This window comes from Marinoscillum sp., assembly GCF_040222955.1.
GTDB lineage: Bacteria > Bacteroidota > Bacteroidia > Cytophagales > Cyclobacteriaceae > Marinoscillum.
Genome location: NZ_JAVKCA010000021.1, coordinates 123,765 through 144,124 on the forward strand (window position 1 = coordinate 123,765; position 20,360 = coordinate 144,124).

The 20,360-nt window shown below is 45.8% G+C and carries 18 protein-coding genes; 6 read left to right on the top strand and 12 right to left on the bottom strand.

The window, feature by feature from the left end; genetic code table 11:
- Positions 1 to 65: 65 nt before the first annotated feature.
- Positions 66 to 644, top strand: coding sequence for a hypothetical protein (locus RIH33_RS18290; RefSeq protein WP_406652731.1), 579 nt, complete (start codon positions 66 to 68; stop codon positions 642 to 644).
- Here the strand turns inward: RIH33_RS18290 and RIH33_RS18295 are convergent, their stop codons facing one another.
- Both RIH33_RS18295 and RIH33_RS18300 read right to left on the bottom strand, forming a co-directional pair.
- On the bottom strand, positions 645 to 1,619 hold the full coding sequence (locus RIH33_RS18295; RefSeq protein ID WP_406652733.1) for a deoxyhypusine synthase family protein: 975 nt from the start codon (positions 1,617 to 1,619) through the stop codon (positions 645 to 647).
- Positions 1,620 to 1,827: 208 nt separating this feature from the next.
- Positions 1,828 to 3,993, bottom strand: coding sequence for a glycoside hydrolase family 3 C-terminal domain-containing protein (locus RIH33_RS18300; protein WP_406652734.1), 2,166 nt, complete (start codon positions 3,991 to 3,993; stop codon positions 1,828 to 1,830).
- A 292-nt stretch (positions 3,994 to 4,285) separates the two neighbouring features.
- On the opposite strand from RIH33_RS18300, the gene RIH33_RS18305 reads away from it, so the two are divergent.
- Positions 4,286 to 5,434 (top strand): glycoside hydrolase family 88 protein, encoded by a 1,149-nt coding sequence (locus RIH33_RS18305; RefSeq protein ID WP_406652735.1) that lies wholly within the window; start codon positions 4,286 to 4,288, stop codon positions 5,432 to 5,434.
- A gap of 1 nt (position 5,435) precedes the next feature.
- Here RIH33_RS18305 and RIH33_RS18310 read toward each other — a convergent pair whose 3' ends face one another.
- The 3 genes from RIH33_RS18310 to RIH33_RS18320 all read right to left on the bottom strand — a co-directional run bounded on the left by RIH33_RS18310 (position 5,436) and on the right by RIH33_RS18320 (position 10,282).
- On the bottom strand, positions 5,436 to 8,069 hold the full coding sequence (locus RIH33_RS18310; RefSeq protein WP_406652737.1) for a DUF5916 domain-containing protein: 2,634 nt from the start codon (positions 8,067 to 8,069) through the stop codon (positions 5,436 to 5,438).
- 325 nt (positions 8,070 to 8,394) lie between these two features.
- Entirely contained in the window at positions 8,395 to 9,744 is a 1,350-nt protein-coding gene (locus tag RIH33_RS18315) for a hypothetical protein (protein WP_406652738.1), read from the bottom strand.
- Positions 9,722 to 10,282 (bottom strand): RNA polymerase sigma factor, encoded by a 561-nt coding sequence (locus tag RIH33_RS18320; RefSeq protein ID WP_406652740.1) that lies wholly within the window; start codon positions 10,280 to 10,282, stop codon positions 9,722 to 9,724. Before RIH33_RS18320 ends, RIH33_RS18315 begins: the two co-directional genes overlap by 23 nt.
- Before the next feature lie 66 nt (positions 10,283 to 10,348).
- Between RIH33_RS18320 and RIH33_RS18325 the strand changes: the two genes are divergently transcribed.
- On the top strand, positions 10,349 to 11,629 hold the full coding sequence (locus tag RIH33_RS18325) for a DUF5103 domain-containing protein (RefSeq protein WP_406652741.1): 1,281 nt from the start codon (positions 10,349 to 10,351) through the stop codon (positions 11,627 to 11,629).
- On the opposite strand, the gene cas6 is transcribed toward RIH33_RS18325, so the two are convergent.
- The 4 genes from cas6 to RIH33_RS18345 form a co-directional block, all read right to left on the bottom strand.
- Positions 11,615 to 12,421, bottom strand: coding sequence for a CRISPR-associated endoribonuclease Cas6 (gene cas6 / locus RIH33_RS18330; RefSeq protein WP_406652743.1), 807 nt, complete (start codon positions 12,419 to 12,421; stop codon positions 11,615 to 11,617). The genes RIH33_RS18325 and cas6 overlap by 15 nt on opposite strands.
- Before the next feature lie 82 nt (positions 12,422 to 12,503).
- A complete protein-coding gene (gene ychF / locus RIH33_RS18335) occupies positions 12,504 to 13,601 on the bottom strand; it encodes a redox-regulated ATPase YchF (protein ID WP_406652745.1) in 1,098 nt (365 codons plus the stop codon).
- 3 nt (positions 13,602 to 13,604) lie between these two features.
- Positions 13,605 to 14,696: an AI-2E family transporter gene (locus RIH33_RS18340; protein WP_406652746.1), complete on the bottom strand. Its 1,092-nt coding sequence runs from the start codon at positions 14,694 to 14,696 to the stop codon at positions 13,605 to 13,607.
- Positions 14,697 to 14,757: 61 nt separating this feature from the next.
- Entirely contained in the window at positions 14,758 to 15,111 is a 354-nt protein-coding gene (locus tag RIH33_RS18345) for a DUF3276 family protein (protein ID WP_406652748.1), read from the bottom strand.
- A gap of 173 nt (positions 15,112 to 15,284) precedes the next feature.
- Here RIH33_RS18345 and RIH33_RS18350 point away from each other — a divergent pair, with 173 nt between their 5' ends.
- Complete coding sequence (locus RIH33_RS18350) at positions 15,285 to 16,187, top strand: DUF58 domain-containing protein (protein ID WP_406652750.1); 903 nt, start codon at positions 15,285 to 15,287, stop codon at positions 16,185 to 16,187.
- 18 nt (positions 16,188 to 16,205) lie between these two features.
- Here RIH33_RS18350 and RIH33_RS18355 read toward each other — a convergent pair whose 3' ends face one another.
- Positions 16,206 to 16,814, bottom strand: a complete 609-nt coding sequence (locus tag RIH33_RS18355; RefSeq protein ID WP_406652751.1) for an HPP family protein — start codon at positions 16,812 to 16,814, stop codon at positions 16,206 to 16,208.
- 129 nt (positions 16,815 to 16,943) lie between these two features.
- Between RIH33_RS18355 and RIH33_RS18360 the strand changes: the two genes are divergently transcribed.
- Entirely contained in the window at positions 16,944 to 17,888 is a 945-nt protein-coding gene (locus RIH33_RS18360; RefSeq protein WP_406652753.1) for a LysR family transcriptional regulator, read from the top strand.
- A gap of 172 nt (positions 17,889 to 18,060) precedes the next feature.
- Here RIH33_RS18360 and RIH33_RS18365 read toward each other — a convergent pair whose 3' ends face one another.
- A complete protein-coding gene (locus RIH33_RS18365) occupies positions 18,061 to 18,405 on the bottom strand; it encodes a 4Fe-4S dicluster domain-containing protein (protein WP_159581301.1) in 345 nt (114 codons plus the stop codon).
- Positions 18,406 to 18,487: 82 nt separating this feature from the next.
- Between RIH33_RS18365 and RIH33_RS18370 the strand changes: the two genes are divergently transcribed.
- Entirely contained in the window at positions 18,488 to 19,486 is a 999-nt protein-coding gene (locus RIH33_RS18370) for an acyl-CoA reductase (RefSeq protein ID WP_406652754.1), read from the top strand.
- Positions 19,487 to 19,494: 8 nt separating this feature from the next.
- On the opposite strand, the gene RIH33_RS18375 is transcribed toward RIH33_RS18370, so the two are convergent.
- The gene (locus tag RIH33_RS18375; RefSeq protein ID WP_406652756.1) at positions 19,495 to 20,295 is read right to left on the bottom strand and encodes a pseudouridylate synthase; all 801 of its coding nucleotides are present in this window, start codon (positions 20,293 to 20,295) and stop codon (positions 19,495 to 19,497) included.
- Between the last annotated feature and the right edge of the window lie 65 nt (positions 20,296 to 20,360).

Consider the following 20,360-nt stretch of genomic DNA (forward strand, 5'->3'; position numbering starts at 1 on the left):
TTGTGACATCAAAACTTCTAAAGGGCAATTAAATTGGGCATATTTACGTTTCAGAAAGACTACCCATGAAGCTATTCTCAATTCTCATTTTACTAACCATTTCCACTCCACTGCTCGCGCAATCTCCTGTAGAAAGTCAGATGTACGCCAAAATGGATCAGGCCGCCGAACTGATGGAGCAAGGTAAATATGAAGAGGCCAATGAGGTATACCTGTACGTACTCAAACATATGACGGCCCTCCCATCAGACCTGGCATTTTATTTTGGGAAAAACAGCTTCCATCTGGATAAATACAAACAAAGCATCAACTGGCTCAATAAATATATCCAGCTCAAGGGCACACAGGGTCGGTTTTATGATGAAGCTGTGAAATACCTCCAGTTATCAGAAGAGGAATACCTGAAAATAGCCCAACAAAATACTGCTGAGCTGAAGTCTGACCTGAGCGGTGAGGACTATGACTGTGGGGGGTTAGAAAAGATGATCTGTCCGGTTTGCAGAGGTCAGGGTGTAGTGATCAAGCAAGGTCCTTTTGACCTGATCTACAAAACCTGCCCCTACTCGGCAGGTGAGCCTTATCTCACCTGCGAGGAGTACAATCTCTTTATGAAGGGTCAGCTGGAGCCGAAAGACAGTAATTAATTACCAACCCAGGACATATCCAAAAATGAGTGGAGCGACAATGGTCGCATCTGACTCCACAATGAACTTTGGGGTATCAATATCCAGTTTTCCCCAGGTAATTTTCTCATTGGGAACCGCCCCACTGTACGAACCGTAGCTCGTGGTAGAGTCTGAAATCTGACAGAAATAGCTCCAGAAAGGCACATCAGTTTTCTCCAAATCCTGATAAAGCATCGGCACCACACAAATCGGAAAATCGCCGGCTATGCCACCACCGATCTGAAAGAATCCAATGCCTTCTGTGCCTGCATTCTCCAGGTACCAGTCTGCCAGGTAGGTCATGTACTCTATTCCGGATTTCATGGTGCGCGGGTTCAACTCACCCTTCACACAGTAAGAAGCGAAAATATTCCCCATAGTGGAGTCTTCCCAGCCCGGAACTACCATAGGAAGGTTTCTATCCTTGGCAGCGATCATCCAGCTGTTCTTAGGATCGATTTCATGGTATTCATCCAGCATGCCCGAATCCAGCAGTTTGTACATAAACTCATGCGGGAAGTATCGCTCTCCCTTCGCCTCGGCATCCTTCCATATCTTCACAATATGTTGTTGAATCCTCCTGAAAGCCTCTTCCTCAGGAATACAGGTGTCAGTCACCCGGTTGAGGCCCTGATCCAGCAACTCACGCTCCTGCTCCGGAGTGAGGTCTCTATAATTAGGAATTCTTTTATAATGGCTGTGAGCCACCAGGTTCATAATATCCTCCTCCAGGTTAGCACCTGTACAGGAGATGATTTGAACCTTATCCTGTCTGATCATTTCCGAAAGGGAAATCCCCAGCTCACCAGTACTCATGGCTCCGGCCAGGGAGATCAGCATTTTCTTTCCACTTTCCAGGTGTTGTTTATAACCTTTGGCTGCATCGTGCAGGGCTGCCGAATTAAAATGAAGAAAATGCTTTTCAATAAATGAGGTAATTGGTTTATCAGACATACTTGGGTTCTTTTTTGATTGGGTGCAAAAATAGTGCGGGCAGCTCAAACGATAAATTTTATATCGACTTTTGCCCTTTGCGGACCAAAAATAAAAAGAACGCCACAAAACCGTATTCAGCATGTTGACCAGCTTTGACATAAACAGTAAAAAAAATCCGGGAACCACCCCGGATTTATTCTAACCTAAAACTACTAAACCAAAAAAATTACTCTACTGAGAAAGACACCGTCCCTCTCAAATCTCTTGAAGAAGTGCCGGATGCCACGTAATAGCTACCTGGCTCCACAGACCAATCTTTTGCTTTCACGTCATAGAAAGCCAGCTCCCTGACCGGGATTTCTATGGATATGACCTTTTCTTCACCTGCTTTCAGGGCAATTTTACCAAACCCTTTGAGCTCTCTGGCGGCACGCTGAATGGCTGATTCAGGCTTACTGGTATACAGCTGAATGGTTTCCTTACCATCCACAGCCCCGGTATTTTTTACTTTCAGAGATACTTGGATGATCTCATCGAGAGCGTATGAAGATTTGTCTGTTTTTAAATCCGAATATTCAAAACTGGTGTAGGACAATCCATAACCAAATGGATAAAAGGGCTCAACGTCATGGGTATCAAACCATCGATAGCCTATCAGGATGCCCTCATCATATGTTACTACGTCCGGCCCGCCAGGGAAGCTATTGGTGGCGTGTGCCGGAGAGTCCTCTAGCCTTTTGGGGAAGGTCACAGGTAATTTCCCACTTGGGTTCACTTCTCCAAAAAGCACATCAACAATGGCGTCTCCGGCCCTGGATCCGTTAAACCATGACCATACCAGACCATCCACTGTAGCGTCAATCTCAGATAAATCATGAGGCGAACCCGCAATGATCACCACAATGGTATTTGGATTAGCTGCTTTCACAGCTTTGATCAATGCCTCCTGACCAAATGGTAACCTGAGTCCTTTTCTGTCCTCCGCTTCGGTCTCTACCAAACGGTTGGAGCCCGCAAACACAATCGCCACATCTGAGGCCTGAGCCGCTGCCACGGCCTCTGCTACCAGCTGCTCATTAGCTTCATAGTCCACAGGAAGCCCCCATGAGCGATTGAGATCGTTTTTGAGGTATTGTTCCTTGTATCCCTGTGCATAATTGATCTTGATGTCAGGATAGCTCGACACCAACGCGTCGTATGGAGTCACTTCCGTTTTGGTTTTTACTCCAGCACCAAATCCCTGATTGGCGTGTTTCCTTTTTGCGTTATCGCCTATAACAGCAATGCTCTTAATCCCGGAAGACTTCAACGGCAAAGCATTGTTCGCATTTTTCAGCAACACCACCGACTCTGAAGCCACTTCGTAAGCCACCTGAAGGTGGTCAGGGGTATTCAGTGCACCCTTGGCCCGGGGTGCAGAACCGATCGCGTGAATCTCCTCCATCACATAAAGGATATTTCTCACTTTATCATCTATTACGGATTCGGGTACCTCGCCATTCTGCACGGCAGCTATCAGGGCTTTAGAGAAAAACCAGTCATCATAATTATCGATTTCGGTTCCCATCTCTATATCCAATCCATACAGGGCAGACTCTTTGGTAGAATGCACCGCACCCCAGTCAGACATCACAAAGCCCTTGAAGCCCCATTCGTCACGAAGGATGGTATTGAGCATATAATCATTCTCAGACAAATAGGCCCCTCTGAAACGATTATAGGCACTCATTACAGAGTACGCATTGCCCTCCTTCACTGCCGCCTCGAATACGGGTAAATACATCTCCCGGATGGTACGCTCGTCGGCCTGCACATCTATGGTACCTCTGAGGGTCTCCTGATTGTTGATAGCATAATGTTTCACACACGAGGCCACGTCGTTGGCCTGAAGCCCTTGCACAAAGGGTACCACCAGCTTTTTGTTTAGAAATGGATCTTCAGTAAAGTATTCAAAGTTTCTTCCACCCAGAGGTGAACGAATAAGGTTAACGGCAGGAGCCAAAAGCACATCCTTTTCTCTGGCTCTGGCTTCCTCCCCCATGGCCACACTATAGCGTCGCACCAAATCGAGGTTCCAGGTAGAAGAAAGCCCACCACCCGCTGGAAAGAAGGTAGCAAAGTCGTTGTTCCAGCCTGCCGGAGCCCAACTGTCATTCTGAATCTCCTCACGTACGCCCAGTGGACCATCTGCGGATTTCAAATCCGGCACACCCAGTCGCTCCACGCCAGCAGAGGTAAATTTACCTTTACCATGGAGCATGTGAACCTTTTCTTCCAGGGTCATTTGCCTGATTAATTCATCTACATTCGACTTGTCGAAATTTTCGTCGGTCTGTGCCGGTGTACATGAAAACATAAATCCCATTATTGTGGCCAGTAAAAAGCTTCTCATTTTAACCATCTGTTATTTCGAACAAAAATAGATGGTTACGCTATAGGCCAAGGGATACAAAATGCGTCTATGACGGCACTAAATGTCTTTATATGACCTAAATCATCAATGAATCAAGCACCTCGGGACATGCGGATTTGGGAACCCTGTGAGAAAATCGTCATTTCTGCCATCCAACTCTTTGCAATCCGGATGAAATCTATCATCTTTTCATTTTGGAAATCCAATTGGGTAGACAACCCACAGAGATATTCCTACCACCGAAATCAAACCCAACAACTCAATCCAGCTAATGAAACAATTACTGACTTTAACACTTCTGGGGCTACTGGCCGCACAATGCAACCCACCTGCCACTCAAGAGGGTTCTCTCCTAGATCAAAACATCAGGCTTGCGGTAACTCAATATAAAGGAATGCAAAAACAACTTGGAGAAGGTGAATTTCCAAGATCGTATGAAAACGGTTCATTCACCACCAGCAATTCGGAGTGGTGGTGCAGTGGCTTCTACCCCGGCACACTCCTTTATCTTTATGAAGTCACGGAAGACTCCTCGCTACTGAAAGAGGCCAATCGGATGCTGACGCTGCTGGAAAAAGAGCAGTACAATACCAGTACTCATGACCTGGGGTTTATGATGTACTGTAGCTTTGGGAATGCCAACAGACTCAACCCTCAGGCCACCTACAGGGACATACTGATCAACAGCGCCAAGTCTCTATCCACCCGCTTTTCTCCTGCCACGGGGTGCATTCGGTCATGGGACTCCAAACCTGAGGATTTCATAGTCATCATTGACAACATGATGAACCTGGAATTACTCTTCTGGGCCACCAAAGAAACGGGTGACAGCTCCTTTTATAACATTGCTGTCACTCACGCCAACACCACGCTCAAAAATCACTTCAGAGCCGACAACAGCTCCTATCACGTACTCAACTATGACTCTACCGGAGCAGTAAAACAAAAGAGAACCGCTCAGGGTCTGCATGATGAGTCTGCCTGGGCCAGAGGCCAGGCCTGGGGGCTTTATGGATACACGGCCACCTATCGGGAAACCAAAGATGAAAAATACCTTGAGCAGGCCGTGAAAATAGCAGACTTCATACGCTCACATCCAAACCTACCCGAAGACAAAATTCCACTCTGGGATTTCGATGGGGAAAAAGATGCCAAACGAGATGCCTCAGCCGCAGCTATAATGGCCTCGGCATTGATTGAGTTGGATAACTATGCGCCCAATAACGGCTATCTAAAGCTCGCTGAAGAAATCCTGACCAACCTCACTTCCAACTACACCACTGAAGCTGGTAAGAATGGTCAGTTTATCATCACGCACTGTGTAGGGCATTTACCTGCCAACAGTGAGGTAGATGTACCACTGACTTATGCCGATTACTACTTCATAGAAGCCCTGATGCGGCTGGAATACGGTCTTTAGCCTAGAGGACAAATCTGTAGGTATACTTAATGAGGAAAATATTGGTCCCATCGGCCTGTTTCAGGTCGGTGGCCAGGTGACTAAACCTGTTTTCCCGTGAATTGTGCGAATCGAAAGCGCTGGAGGTCCACACCACAAAAAGTGTGGAGCCCGGGATGTACTCCCACCTCACCACAAAATTGGATCGAAACTGCATAAAGTTAAAGTTGGGGTCACTCAACTCTGCTTCTGTGGTTCCATCTCTGTTTTCATCTATGAAGTAACTTTCAGACTCGTTAGAGTAATAAATCTGATCTGCGCGAAGGGACACATGTCGCTCCTCAAAGTAGGCCGAATTGGGGCTAAGTACTTTCTTAAAATCACTGTACTCACCGCTGGAAATAAACGGCTGTCCCCAGTACTCTACAGACAAATTGGGCGTGATGATATAGTTGGCCCGCACTGAAGCACTATAGGTTACCTGTTTGATTCTGGCCAGTATGTAATTTTCCTCAGTGGTTTCATAGCTATCTACATATTGGAGACTATTGTCATTCCAGTCTACTGAAGGAGAAACAGACAGGCGCAGGGCATCAGTCGGCTGATACCTGAGGCTAGTAAAAATACCTCCACCTTTGTAGTAGTTTTCCTGCCCGGAAGAAATCCAGGGGTTCATTTCAAAGTAAAGCTTCTTCTGATCGTTTGTTCCCATATACCCCCAGTATTCCCTGGTGCCCGGGTAGCGCAGGGCAGGCCCGCCCCTCAGGTCCGCGTTTGATCTACTCTCACCAGACAAGGTAGTGCCGCCCCCGATGTACCACATGTTTTTGAACTGAGCGTGGGTATTGAAATTTATCGCCTTCTGGAGATTGACTCCTCCAAAATCCCAGGTGAGGTACTGATTGCCATTGAATCTTACCCACCGAAATATACTGAAGGGTTTAAGAATCCGGTACTGCGCCCAAGTCCATTGAGAGATATAATCAGACTGTACCAGAAACCCCACATCGTTGAGTTCTACACCAGGTGAGCGCATGGTACCACCCGTCTGAAAAATAAGGTTCCCATTGCGTTTCCCAATTGCCGCCGTTGCAGACGTACCCGATAGCGAGGTTCGGGTAGAATCCACGCCCTTTCTCCTATTATCCGGTCGCTGAAAGTAGCGCTCAGAGGACGTTTGTGTATTGTAGATGGCTTCTTCATCTCCATTCACATTACTGACCACAGCATTCAGTGAGAGGTAATAGTTTCGGTCGTCAAAGTTTTGTGTAAAGTCCACCCCGCCCGAGTAGGCACTTTTGTGTAAATAGCTAAAATGATCTTCATCCAACCTTCTGTTGGTAGCGGTGAACATGGCGCCTATCAAGGCATTTCCCTGGTTGATGTCCTGCTGCACGCGCCCCACCACATAGTTGGTCATCGGCTCCACGGCCACTTCTCTCCTGCCTCCCAGGGTATCCTGCACCTCAACCATTTCCTTGTTGGTCACCGATTCCAGCAGTCCCCATGAAAAACCGTTCTTATTCTTACCCGTGACCTTGGCTGCTCCCAAAATCCTGGTTTTCTCAAAGCGATCTACATACTCAATATCCTCATCGGAGGGAAAGTATGACGGGGAGCCCCCGATCCTTCTGGAATAGAAAAGATTGTCATTATTGAACTGACCACCGGCCACAGATTCCGTGAGGCCGAAGTTGAGCGTATTCTTCCCTTCTAAAAAGAACGGTCTGCGCTCCTGAAAAAATAATTGAAATGCCGAAAGATTCACCCGGGAGGGGTCGGCCTCTACCTGACCAAAATCGGGATTGATGGTGAGGTCCAAAGTAATGTCACTTGTCAGCCCAATTTTAGCATCTACTCCCACGTCCAAATCAGACTGTGATCCCGTAGCGTATGGATTGCCTTCCTCAGCTGGAGACTTCTCCATTTTACCCAGCAGGTAGGGCTGGATTTCGAGCTGCTTCTGAGGTTTAATGCCCCGGATTCCCCGTAGTTCCCCAAACAGGTGGACCCAGCCCGGTGCATCCTGAGCAATCGGCTGCCAGTAAGATCGCTCCTGTTTTCTAAAGAGCATTCGCATCACCTGAATGCCCCAAACATGCTCTTCCTTATCCGCAAAACGCAACTGAGAAAGAGGGATTTTAAATTCAGCAATCCAACCCTGATCATCCAGGCTGGTCTTCAGGTACCAAATGGGATCCCAGGTAGAATCCCAGTCATCTCCATTGTTGGAAACATATTCCTCCCCTTTCACACCGGAGGCTGATGCTGTAAAGCTAAATGCAGTCCGCTTGTCACTGTAACTGTCAATGTTGATTTCGACAAAATCACCCTCAAAGCCATCCCTTCGAGACATCCTGCGGACCACCTTATCAGGCTCCAGGTCAAATGCACGAATCCCAACATACAAGTACTTGGCATCGTACAAAATCTTGAATTTGGTATCCTGAGAGGGTGCAGCACCATCTTCCGGCTGTCGTTGTATAAAGTCACCAGCCCAATCCACCAAATCCCATGCTGCATCATCCAGTCTCCCATCAATGACCGGCGGAGACTGAACCATGGTGGTTTCATAAGATCTGAGTTGAGCATCCGACTGAGCGTAAAGCTCACCGCATAGCAATGCCAGAATGCAAATTAGACGGACTGATTTCATCTTGGGTTGAGTTGGGTCTTCATAGAGAACGTTGGCCCTATGAAATACTTATCCCCAACCCTGAGGTTACATTAAAATGAGTATTCGGTTAATTTCAGGGATTTACGGCACATCCATCAGGATATGCCGATGAAATTTACCATGATCAACCCATATAGAGCAGGGACAAAATGATCATAATAATAAGTGTGAGTGTGGAGAGCTTAAACAAATCTTGTTTTGCTGTTTCCTCTCCTTTGGGAGTTTGAACTTGTGTAGTTTTCATGACGGACTAAGACGTTTTGACTTTTAGGACACTGCAAATATACAAAAGGTTGTATTATACTCAGTTAAAATTGTATCGAACTCCGGTAAGTAGCCCAAATCCGGAAGGATTGGTGCTAAACGAGGTGTTCTCTTTAGTGAGTGAGTTGATCGATCTTCTATAATTCGGCTCTATCACCAGGTCAAAATTCTTCAACAACTGATATCCAAACTCAACACCTGCCAAGCCGCTAAAGCTCACCTCCCGATAAGGTGATTCGGAACCGGGACCAATCGTCAGCCCGGCAATTTCAGAATCAGAACCTGAGAGTTTATTGCCCATGTAAAAATTGGCAATCACACCTGCGTTCAGTTCCAGCTTGAATTTACTATTTAACACGAGGTAACCCGCCTTCACCGGGACCGAGGTGAACTGAAATTCATTCTTCAAATTAACATCTCTGTAATCATATTCCACCACTTCCTGGCGCTCAATCGCTTGCTCAAATTGCTGAACACTTCTTACCTGACTGGTAGCAGGAATCACTTCCTGAAAAGTTGAAGTTTGAATCACCACATTGGTCTGAGTGGTGGCATCTGCACGTGCGTACTGCACCCCACTCTCCAACGTCCACCTGTCGCTCAATTTCAATCCGAAATTCACGCCAAGTGAAACCGACTCGCCTGGCAGCATACCCTCGCGAACTGATGGGGACTGGCTATCAATGGCTTCCTCACTTGAAAGACTGAATCCCGCACTGGCCACATCCAGATTGCTGGCCAGCAGACTCCCCCCCGTTGATTGGAAATTAGGATCGAAACCACCAGACCCCAGGCTAAGTCCAGCCCAGTACTTATTGTCCTTATCGGATTTTCGCTTTTGCTCGAAATGGTAAACCGGCAGCAAATACAATCGCCTCCCGGAATAATTAGCGGCGATAGACACTTCTGGTTTCAGTTTGGTCAAAGGCAGCTCCTCAAAAACCTCGCGGAGGTAACTCTGGTCTGATCCCTCATCCTCTTGTTCATTGGCTATGAGCAATGATGCCCTGGAGTCAGATTGGTGACTTCCTTCATGATCCACAGCTGAAACAGCTGAAACTGTCGCTCTTTCCCCAAATGATTCGGGAATACGTATCGAATAGACCTCTTTCCGCGGATCGGGTTTGTCTACATTAATTGCCAACTGATAATCCTGCCTTTGCTGAAAGTACCAATACTGTAAAGTGCCAAGAGAGGCTGCCAACAGCAAGACAGCCGCCACTGCCCACCTGTAGATGGACGCTTTTGCTTTGTAAACCGAAAGCTCGGCATAAGCCAGTTTACGGTCGATTTCATTCCACACGGCATCAGGGGGTGTCTGGCTTGCATCACCAAATACCTCCTTCCATTCTTGCTCAAATTGACCGTCAGAGTTCTCCTGCCCTATCATAATGTATCACGTCACTCTTCAATATCCACTCTTTCAATAAGCTCTTGGCTCTTGCATACTGAGACTTACTTGTACCCTCACTGATTCCCAGGAGGTCTGCAATCTCATGATGCTTATACCCCTCAATGGCATACAGGTTAAAAATCACCTGACACCCAGAGGGTAATTTTTTGATCATTTCTAATAATTCCTTGTGATTGATTCCGGTAATGGTAAGGTTTTCGGTAAAACGATTCTTAAGATCGCCAACATCCACCATGGGATAGAGATAGAGTTTGCTCCGCTGATGATTGAGTGCCGTATTCACCACTATTCGCTTAATCCAGTAAACCAGTGAAGAGTCTTGTCTGAAGTTATTTATATTCTGAAAAACTTTCAGAAAAGCCTCCTGAAGGATATCTTCCGCCTCTTGCTGCATTTTGGAATAGCGCAAAGCGACAGCATACATCTGTCCGCTGTATTTTTTATACAGATTCTGCTGAGCAGTCCGTTCTCCCTTGCAACAGGCCTTAATTAACTCTTCATCACTGAATGCCATTCAGTTTAACTTTTGATTATAGACTCTGATAACTTACAAAACGTTGTAACCGCAGTTAACAAATTTATGAAATATCTATCACTACTTGCGATTGGTCTCCTGCTAGCCAATTGTGTGCCAGTTTCTTATACAGACACCGCCAATCAGAAAACCATTCTCTATGACAATGCTGAATATGAAGACAACATCGGCATGGTACAGCTCTATCCCCGCTCCACTGATGAACAAGCCAGCCTGGACTATCCGGTGATAGCGCTCGGTTCAGACGGCCTCAGTTTGGTGTTCGACTTGCTCGAACAGAATACTTCCTATCTCAATGCCCGCTACGTCCATTGCAACGCTGACTGGACACCATCGCGGTTGACAGATCTGCAGTTTCTAAGCACCTACAATGAGTTTCCGATCAACCAATACAACTACTCGTCCAACACGAGAATACCCTATGTCAATTACCAGGCTGACCTACCAGTCCCTGACAAATCCGGCAATTATCTTCTGGTGATATACCGTGAGAATGATCGGAAAAACGTACTTTTTACCAGAAGGTTTCTTGTATTTGACCAACGAGCACAGATTGATATAGAATTTACACCCAGTGCCACTGTTTCCCAGCGCAATACCAATCACCAATTATCCTTTGGGATCAGGTATCAGCAGATTGACAACCCCAACCCACTGCGGGAATTCAAAGTAGTGTTATTGCAAAACCATAACTGGCATACACCCATCACCGGGCTGCAGCCCACCCTCATGCGGGCCGATCAAAACTACCTTGAATACAGGCATTTCAATGGTGAAAATAACTTTCCTGCGCTCAATGAATTCAGGTTTTTTGACCTCAGGTCAATTGACTATCGGGGGATGAACGTGGTAAACGTGAGGAAAGAGACTGATCAGATCCAGGCCTTTCTGGGATTGGATAAAAGCAGACATGGGCAGGCCTATTCACAACTCATCAACGACCTGAATGGTGGCTTCTTTTTGGAAAACAAAGACCCCAATGACGGGCCATTGCAAAGTGAATATGCACAGGTCTATTTTGAACTACAGTCTGAAAAACTGGAGGGTGAAGTATACATAGCCGGAGGATTCAACAACTGGAACCTCACACCACAAAATATGATGAGCTATGATGAGGCCACGCAGAGTTACAGGGGATGGCTGTGGCTAAAGCAGGGGTACTATGATTACTTCTACTGGCTAAAATCAGACAATCTTCCGCATTACAAACTGGAGGGAAGCCATTACCAAACGGCCAATGACTATGAAATTCTGTTTTATTACAGAGATCCATTTAACAACTTTGACGAACTCATTGGGTACCGCAGGGTATCAAGTGGAAATTAATGAATCCGCTGATTTGTAGGGTACTGTGCGCTCCGTAGGGTCAGAATTAACCAGGTCTAACATGCCGAACCCCATGGAACAGCAGGTTCCCAGCCCACAAGTGAAGATGAAATCCTGAATTTCGGGAGCAGCGAAAAGTGTGAAGGGAAAAGTATAACCCCTGGCTTCCATCTGCTCACCCTGGTGGTACACCGGGTAAATTCTGGAAAATTTCTTGTTGGAAGCACGGAGTTTATTGAGGTAGTCTTCGTCTGGCACCAACTGGAATTTGTGCACCTCAGAGATGGCATCTGTATCTATACCAAACTCAGTCATTCGTGAGATGGTAGAGTCGTAAAGCTGATCCGAAAAGTCATTGTCGGAAGGTTCTATAAACCCCTTATGGTTTGGATCCTGAAAGTCATCATTAGTCACAATAGGTGAAATACAGATGAATTTCGTTTCTCTATTGAGTGTAACGGACAGCTCCTCCTCGGCCATCTCCGGTGTGAGGTTGAGTGCACCAAGCTGGATTTCATTGTTCTTAAAGACAGCTTCGACCAGCTGTTCTATAAAATCAGCACTGGGTGAAGAAACGACAATGGTCACCCTCCGTGAGTTATAATGAAGGCCTGCTTTACTCAGCCTCGTTTGGCCTTTGATCCCCGAAAAGCTAAAGAAGGGATAGTTTTTCAGCTCTTCCCTGGATTCACGCTGAAGAATATCCCTAAAAACCTCTGATATTAAATATTGGTGATGAAAAGGCACCAACCCACCACGGTTGTTGACCTTAAACGTAATTCTGACCCGCATCTGATCGCAATTAAAAAAAATTATATTAACTGATCAGAAAACAGGCAGAAAGTGGTTTTTGTTTAGAATGTGGTATAAAAAATTAAACATTGAAACGGAAGTGCATAACATCTCCGTCCAGCACCACATATTCTTTACCTTCTATAGAGAGTTTCCCAGCCTCTTTACAAGCTTGTTCGGAGCCATATTGCTGATAATTCTCCAATTTGATGACTTCAGCTTTAATGAATCCCCGCTCAAAATCTGTGTGAATCACACCCGCAGCCTGAGGTGCCTTCCACCCTCTCTTGATTGTCCAGGCCCTGACCTCCTGCACACCAGCAGTAAAGTAGGTGATCAGGTCCAGTAATGAATAAGCCGCCTTGATCAGGCGATTAAGCCCTGATTCCTTCAGACCATACTCCTCCAAAAACATCAGCTTATCATCTTCATCCTCAAACTCAGCGATCTGTGCTTCCAGCGCAGCAGACACTCTCACCACTTCAGCATTTTCATTGGCCACATTTTCCTCCAGCTTTTGGCTGTATTGATTACCCGAATTCACGTTTTCTTCTTCCACATTGGCCACATAAATGATGGGCTTATCTGTCAGGAGCTGAAGTTCTTTAACCAACACTCGGTCCTCCTTTTCCATCTCCAGGGAACGGGCATTCCGACCAGATTCCAGGTGCTTTTTGAACTGAACCAATACCTCGTACTCCTTCTTAGCCTTGGCATCACCACCTTTGGCGATCTTCTCCACTCTGGCAATACGCTTATCCACTGAGTCCAGGTCACGGAGCTGCAGCTCAGTATCTATTACTTCTTTGTCATCCACAGGGTCTACACGGCCTTCCACATGGATAATATTGTCGTTTTCAAAGCAGCGCACCACATGAATGATGGCATCCACTTCCCGGATATTGGCCAGAAACTGATTGCCCAATCCCTCTCCCTTGCTGGCTCCTTTTACCAACCCGGCTATGTCTACAAACTCTATGACGGTAGGCACCACACGTTCAGGGCTCACCAGCCCTTTCAATATATCCAATCGCTCATCCGGCACGGTGATCACCCCCACATTGGGCTCGATGGTACAAAAAGGGAAATTGGCCGCTTCGGCCTTTGCATTCGAAAGCGCATTAAATAAAGTGGATTTTCCAACATTCGGAAGCCCAACAATTCCACACCTTAACCCCATAATCTAACTCTTGATTTTAAAAACTCTATATTGATTAAATCCGGCATAAATCTCTGTAGATGAGACCCTTAAAACGGTATAGACCGGTATCGCCCCAATCATGCCCGGAATCCCTGCGATGGTTGCGCCCACAAAAATAATGACAAAAATTTCTAATGGGTGTGCTTTTACACTTTTAGAGAAAATAAGTGGCTGTAGTACCAGGTTATCAATGGCCTGCACCACGGCAAATACCGAGAAAACCTTGGCTATAAGAATCAGTGTGTCATTATTGAAAGTAAAGTCACCTGAGGTACTCACCGCCACCGCAATGCCGAAAATCCCACCGAGCAATGGTCCCAGATAGGGAATCAGATTGGCTATGGCTGCAAATACAGCAATGGTGAGGGCGTAATTGACCCCTACAATGGAAAGACCCACAGAGGCGATTGAAAAGATGGAGATCATCTGAAAGAGAATGCCCAAAAGGAAATTGGAAAGCAGGCGCTCAATCTTGTACAAAGCGGAAATGAACACCTCAAAATATTTATTGGGGATCACTGCAATGACCTGTCGCCTGAGAATGCCGTTTTCATAAAGAAGAAAAAAAGTGATAAATCCGACCGCCAGTACTCCAATGAAAAAGTTTCCGGTAAAGGAAATGAGTTGATTCAGAATCTCTGTAAAATCCATGGTGTGAATAAAATCCACCACGCCTTTGCGTACCGAGTCTACCATAAACCCTGTTGGTCCATCAGAAAGTCTGTTGTTGATCAGAAAAGTCTCTACCCACCGCACCGGCTGCACCAGTGAATCAAAAACCACACTGAAATCCAAAGAAGCCAGTACCTCCAGCTGATTTGAAATAAGCGGAATAAACAACACAAGGAACAAAGCGAGTACCCCCAAAACCACGGCGTAAGATCCGAAAATGGCAATATAACGTGGCACCTTACCCCCAAACACCTCAAACCGGACAATCTGGCTGGTCATGGGCCGCAGGACCGTAGCCAGAACCAGGGAAATGGTGAGATAAATGAAAATATTGGAGAAATACCAGATGGCTACACCCAGTAATACCACAAATACTCCAATGGCTACTAATGTACGGTTCATCGCAAAAACATAAAAAAAGCCCCCATAGATTGAGAGCTCATCATATTAAGGTCCTTGGGAATTAATCCCACTTCAGTTCAGAATCATCCTCGGAAGAAACATCAATGGTCTCCTCGTCATCTTCATGTACTTTGTCAAACTCACTGAAATCCACATCCGGAAGCAACTCATTTTTCACATGGTCCACAGTCTCGTTCAGGGCAGCGACAAATTTGTTGAAATCCTCTTTGTAAAGGAAAATCTTGTGCTTTTCATAGAAAAAACCATCGTCCTTAAACCTCCTTTTGCTCTCTGTGATGGTCAGGTAGTAGTCATTTGATCGAGTAGACTTCACATCAAAAAAGTAAGTCCTCTTACCCGCTCTTACTCTCTCAGAATAAATTTCGTCTCTCCCTTTTTCCTTATTCTCTTCCACAATTCTTAAAGTTTGTTGTTTTTTTAAGTTCTAGCTACAAAGTATCTCGAAATAGCATTTAAATATAGCATTTAAAAAATGACAAATGCAAACGGCATATTTTACTCTTTGAATAAAAAAGAAGCTTTCTTTGATGCGAGAAATACAATCAAAGTCCGTTAATAATCAAATTAATGAGCATACGCCTGGCAGACATTAAGCAGTTCGAAAGCCTGGACCTTCTGGCCAGACAACTCGTGGAGGGATTTATCACCGGCCTCCATAAGTCACCCTATCATGGATTCTCTGTAGAATTTGCCGAACATAAACTTTACAACTTTGGCGAGAGCACACGCCACGTAGACTGGAAAGTCTACGCACGTACAGACAGGTTGTACACCAAACAATTCGAAGAGGAAACGAATCTGCGTGCGCAGATTCTGCTGGATGTATCCAATTCCATGTACTACCCCAAGCCAGGACTGGATAAAATCAGGTTTTCGGTACTTTGTGCTGCATCTCTGGCACACCTCCTCACCTCGCAGCGTGATGCCGTAGGGCTCACCACATTCTCAGATGAAATCCTCTACCAGTCAGCTCTTAAATCGACCAAAACACATCTGAATCAGCTTCTCACGCAGCTTAGTGACCTCCTCGGCACACCGGGAAAAGCAACAACCAATGTGGCTAATGTACTGCATCAAATCGCAGACAAGATCCACAAGAGATCTCTGGTGATCCTTTTCAGTGATATGTTCCAAAAATCGAACGACCTGGATGAAATATTTGGAGCCCTCCAGCACCTTAAACACAACAAGCACGAAGTACTGATCTTCCACGTCTCAGATCATAAGACCGAGCTGGAATTCGAATTTGATGACAGACCACACCGGTTTATCGATCTGGAAACCAACGAGACGATTAAACTCAACCCGAGAGAAATCAAAGATCGCTATAAACAGCAAATGAGCCAGCTGTACCAGGATCTGAAAATCAGATGCGGAAGCTACAAAATAGACCTGGTGGAAGCTGATATTTCCGAACCCTTCGAAAAGATACTGGGTGCATACCTGATCAAAAGAAAACGGATGCGATGATCCGTTTTTGGGGTATGCTTAAAGTGAATTGGATTTGAATGGCATCAGTATGGTTTTCTTGAATACCCTGGTAAACCGAGAATTGGTCGGATAGCGCCTTTTAGAAGTAATATTATTAAAAACAAACGCTACAATGAGAAGGATAAGTGCGCCACTCAAAACAGGGAAGAGTATATAACGCCAACCCAGATTTAAAATGTCCTCAGACCCGATAACAGCAATTAAGGCCGTGGCTCCTCCAGGAGGATGCATCGTTTTGGTAATCTGCATAAGGATAATTGACAAAGCCACGGCCAAAGGTGCTCCTAGTGAAACATAGTCGCCACAAACCTGACTCACAGCTACCCCTATGCAAGCCGACAAAACATGTCCTCCGATCAAATTTCTAGGCTGTGCCAGGGGACTCTGGATAGCACCGTAGATGAGCACGCCGGAAGCTCCGAATGAACCGATCAGGAATACCCCGTCTACCCCCTCGAAGTGTGCGGCCTGAATCCAGGCCACCAGGCCTATGCCCATAAACGAACCTATAAACGACCATGCATGCTCGTGCCAGTCTACAAGGGTCTCTTTGTAGATCACGTACCTAACCACTCTGATATTTCGTTGAATTCGTTTTTTAACCATGATCCATCCTTGAGTCGGCAAAATTATCCGACTCCTGCTCCGGGCTTCCTAGGTATCATTGAACAAAATTTGACTCAGAGTTGAAATTTAATCAACCAAAAACCTCCTCAAATTCCATACTTTTGGGTGATGGAACTCAAGCACTTCAGACTCATAAAGACGATTGCCGATGAGGGTAATATTGCCAATTCAGCAGAGAGACTTTTTCTCACACAATCAGCCTTGAGTCATCAATTGCGAGCACTTGAGGAAAACCTGGGCGCTAAAATCTTCATCAGAAGCCGGAAAGAATGGGAGCTCACAGAGGAAGGACTGGAGCTGTATCACCTGGCCACATCCGTCTTGAATTCAGTGGATGAAAAACTCAGGCAGATCAAACACTTAAACAAAAATGCAGGCGGCAAGATCAGGGTGAGCTGTGAATGCTATTCATTTTACCTCCTCTTCCCCACTTTCCTCCAAAGAATGTCAGCACTTTATCCCCAGGTATCAATTGATCTTATATTGGACGCTACCCACAGACCTCTATCCAAACTACATTCTTATGAAGTGGATATGGCCATTGTGACCTCCCAGCCAACACTGGAATCACTATCGAGCATTGAAGTTTTGCAAGATGAGCTATTTGCAGTCATGCACAGAGAAAATCCGCTAAGTCAGCAGCAACACCTTGAAGCCAGAGACTTTCATGACCAGCATTTGTTCATCCACTCTTTCCCTCTGGAAACCGTCTCTGTGTATAAAACCTACCTCAAACCCAATGGCGTTTTGCCAAGGAAAATCAGCGCTATTCCTCTGACGGAAGTCTGCCTGGAAATGATTAATGCCAACATGGGAATCACCTGCATCCCAAAGTGGACACAAAAACACATCAGCCCTCAAAGAGATTTGATTTTCAAACCTATCGGAAAAAATGGATTGGAACGATCACTCTTTCTTGTCACCAGAAATGAAGATTGTGCCAAAAAACATTTCAGAGACTTCATCAATAATTTTGAAGAGGTCATTGGTCAGGAATTCCCTGATAACAAGGTGCTGCAAAAGCCCGTCCGCGAAATGAGCTTTAACCAATAAAGAGGCTCGAGGTTCAAAAGCGCCCAACCTACTCAGCTAATACCCTGATCGACCTGGCACAGCGGCCAAAAGCTAACCAAATTTCAAATTTCCACTTGAACTCATCACAGCTTCTGACCAGGTATGTCAAAAAAAAAGCGGCTCTGGAAGAGCCGCTTAATGTGAATGTATTTTAAACGTGTAACCACTCTTTTTTAGCGGTCAGCTCTTCTTCTGTTTCTTCGTAATCAGGATCGGGAACACAACAATCCACGGGACAGACAGCGGCACACTGCGGTTCTTCATGAAAGCCCGTACACTCCGTACACTTTCCTGAAACGATGTAATAAAACTCGTCTGAAACAGGTTCCTGAGTCTCAGATCCGTCAATGACAGATCCATCCTCCATTTCTACCTCTTTCAGATCAGTACCGTCAGACCATTTCCATTCAACACCACCTTCATAGATGGCCGTGTTAGGGCATTCTGGTTCGCATGCACCACAATTGATGCATTCGTCTGTGATCATAATTGCCATTCTATCTACTATTTATGTTGTACAACAACAGTCAACAAAATTATCTACAATAAGTTTGCGCACAAAAGTAACTGACAATTAAATGACGTTATCGGAAAGAATTGAAGCATTTTCAATATTAGGGGACAAAATTCGGGCGATTTCCAACGATTCTATGGAAGAATATGCCCGAAGGGCTCAGTTGCATAACCAGTGGTTTACCGAAGAAAATCTTTCGAGGGCCTTTGAAGGCATTGCATTTATGCTGGAAAAGGACAAACTACAGCAGTGGCTGGAGCCCTATGAACCACTCTCTCCTGAGGTGCCGAAAATCACCGGGATCATCATGGCTGGTAATATCCCCATGGTTGGTTTTCACGATCTTCTCTCGGTCCTTATCACTGGCCATTTCGCGGCAATCAAAACGAGTAGCCAGGACACTTACCTGGTACAATTGCTGATTGATTGGTTACTGGAGATAGAGCCTCGATTTAAAAAGAATCTGGAGGTGCGGGATCGACTGACCGCAATAGATGCCCTGATTGCGACAGGCAGCGACAACACAGCCCGCTATTTTGAGTATTACTTTCGCAATCACCCCAGGGTCATTAGAAAAAACAGAACCTCGGTTGCCATCCTGGACGGTAGTGAAACAGAAACTCAGCTCAAAGCCCTCGGCAAAGACATTTTCTGGTATTTTGGCCTTGGCTGCCGAAACGTTTCAAAAGTATTTGTTCCGAAAAATTATGATCCCAAAGCGTTTTTTGAAGCCAATGAAGAACTGAACTACCTGGCTGACCACAATAAATACCGCAACAATTATGACTATCATAAGTCCATCTTGCTGGTCAATGGCGTGAAGCACCTCGACAATGGCTTTCTGCTGTGGCAACCCTCCGAAGAACTGGTTTCCCCTATTTCCGTTCTTTATGTAGAGGAGTATGAGGGCAACGAAGCCCTGAAGGCCAAACTAGAAGCAAATGCAGACAAGCTACAATGTATTGTAGGAAATGGGCATACACCTTTTGGGCAGGCCCAAACCCCTGAAGTCTGGGATTACGCTGATGGTGTAGATACGGTCGCTTTTTTAAAGGGCCTTTAGTCCTGTACTCAAGAGGAGATTTGACTACCCTTACCCACTATTTTCGTTCCCTCAAGCATATGTACCAGGATGGGCTCGCACTTCTGACGGCAGGCCGGATAAAACTGACGATGCTTCCAGAACCCGGACTTGGGTGACTGACCCCACCAAAATTCTGCCATGGCCAGCGGCTGCATATCATGAAGAAAGGCATATTGTAGCAACTTCGGACCGGCACATTCCCCGGCACCGCCGGGAGGGTTATTTGGAAAAAGATCCCTCAGACTCTTTTCTTCACCGTCCTTGTTGAAAAAATGGTAATGATCAAATACCTTGTCCTGAAGGGCCATGGAGTTGCTCCGCCTCAACTTCATCAACCGATCAACCTCTTCCGTATGACCAGTTGGCTTAGATGCCATCAGCTGCTCAATCTCCCGATTGATGCGGGTGAGCTCCTGCATACCCAGGTTCAAAAAACTACCCTCCTTGAGGCCGTCATACACTGGCGGCACAAAGCCCGGGTAGTGATTCCTCCCTCCCATTTTTCCTGAAAAAGCTGACAGATATCCAATATCACCATCCTGGGTGCGAACAACCAGCACACCAAACATCTTCCCTATCACGTTTTCAGTTCTTTCACTTTCCAGGCCAAAATTGTGCTCCCAATCCTGCTCCATCAGGTGTTGCTGAAGCTCATTCGAAGCTAAAACACAAAGCGGGTGTGGTTCATTAGAAAAGGGATCAGCAAATTGCTTTGGTAATTCATCTTGCCCGACTGTTTCTGGGAAAGCAATAAAGAAATGGTCTTTAATGGGAGTAAGTCGTGTCACGCAAGAGAAGTGTATTTCTTAAGTGGGGCAAAAGTAGATCAATCAAAAACCAATCAACAATCCTT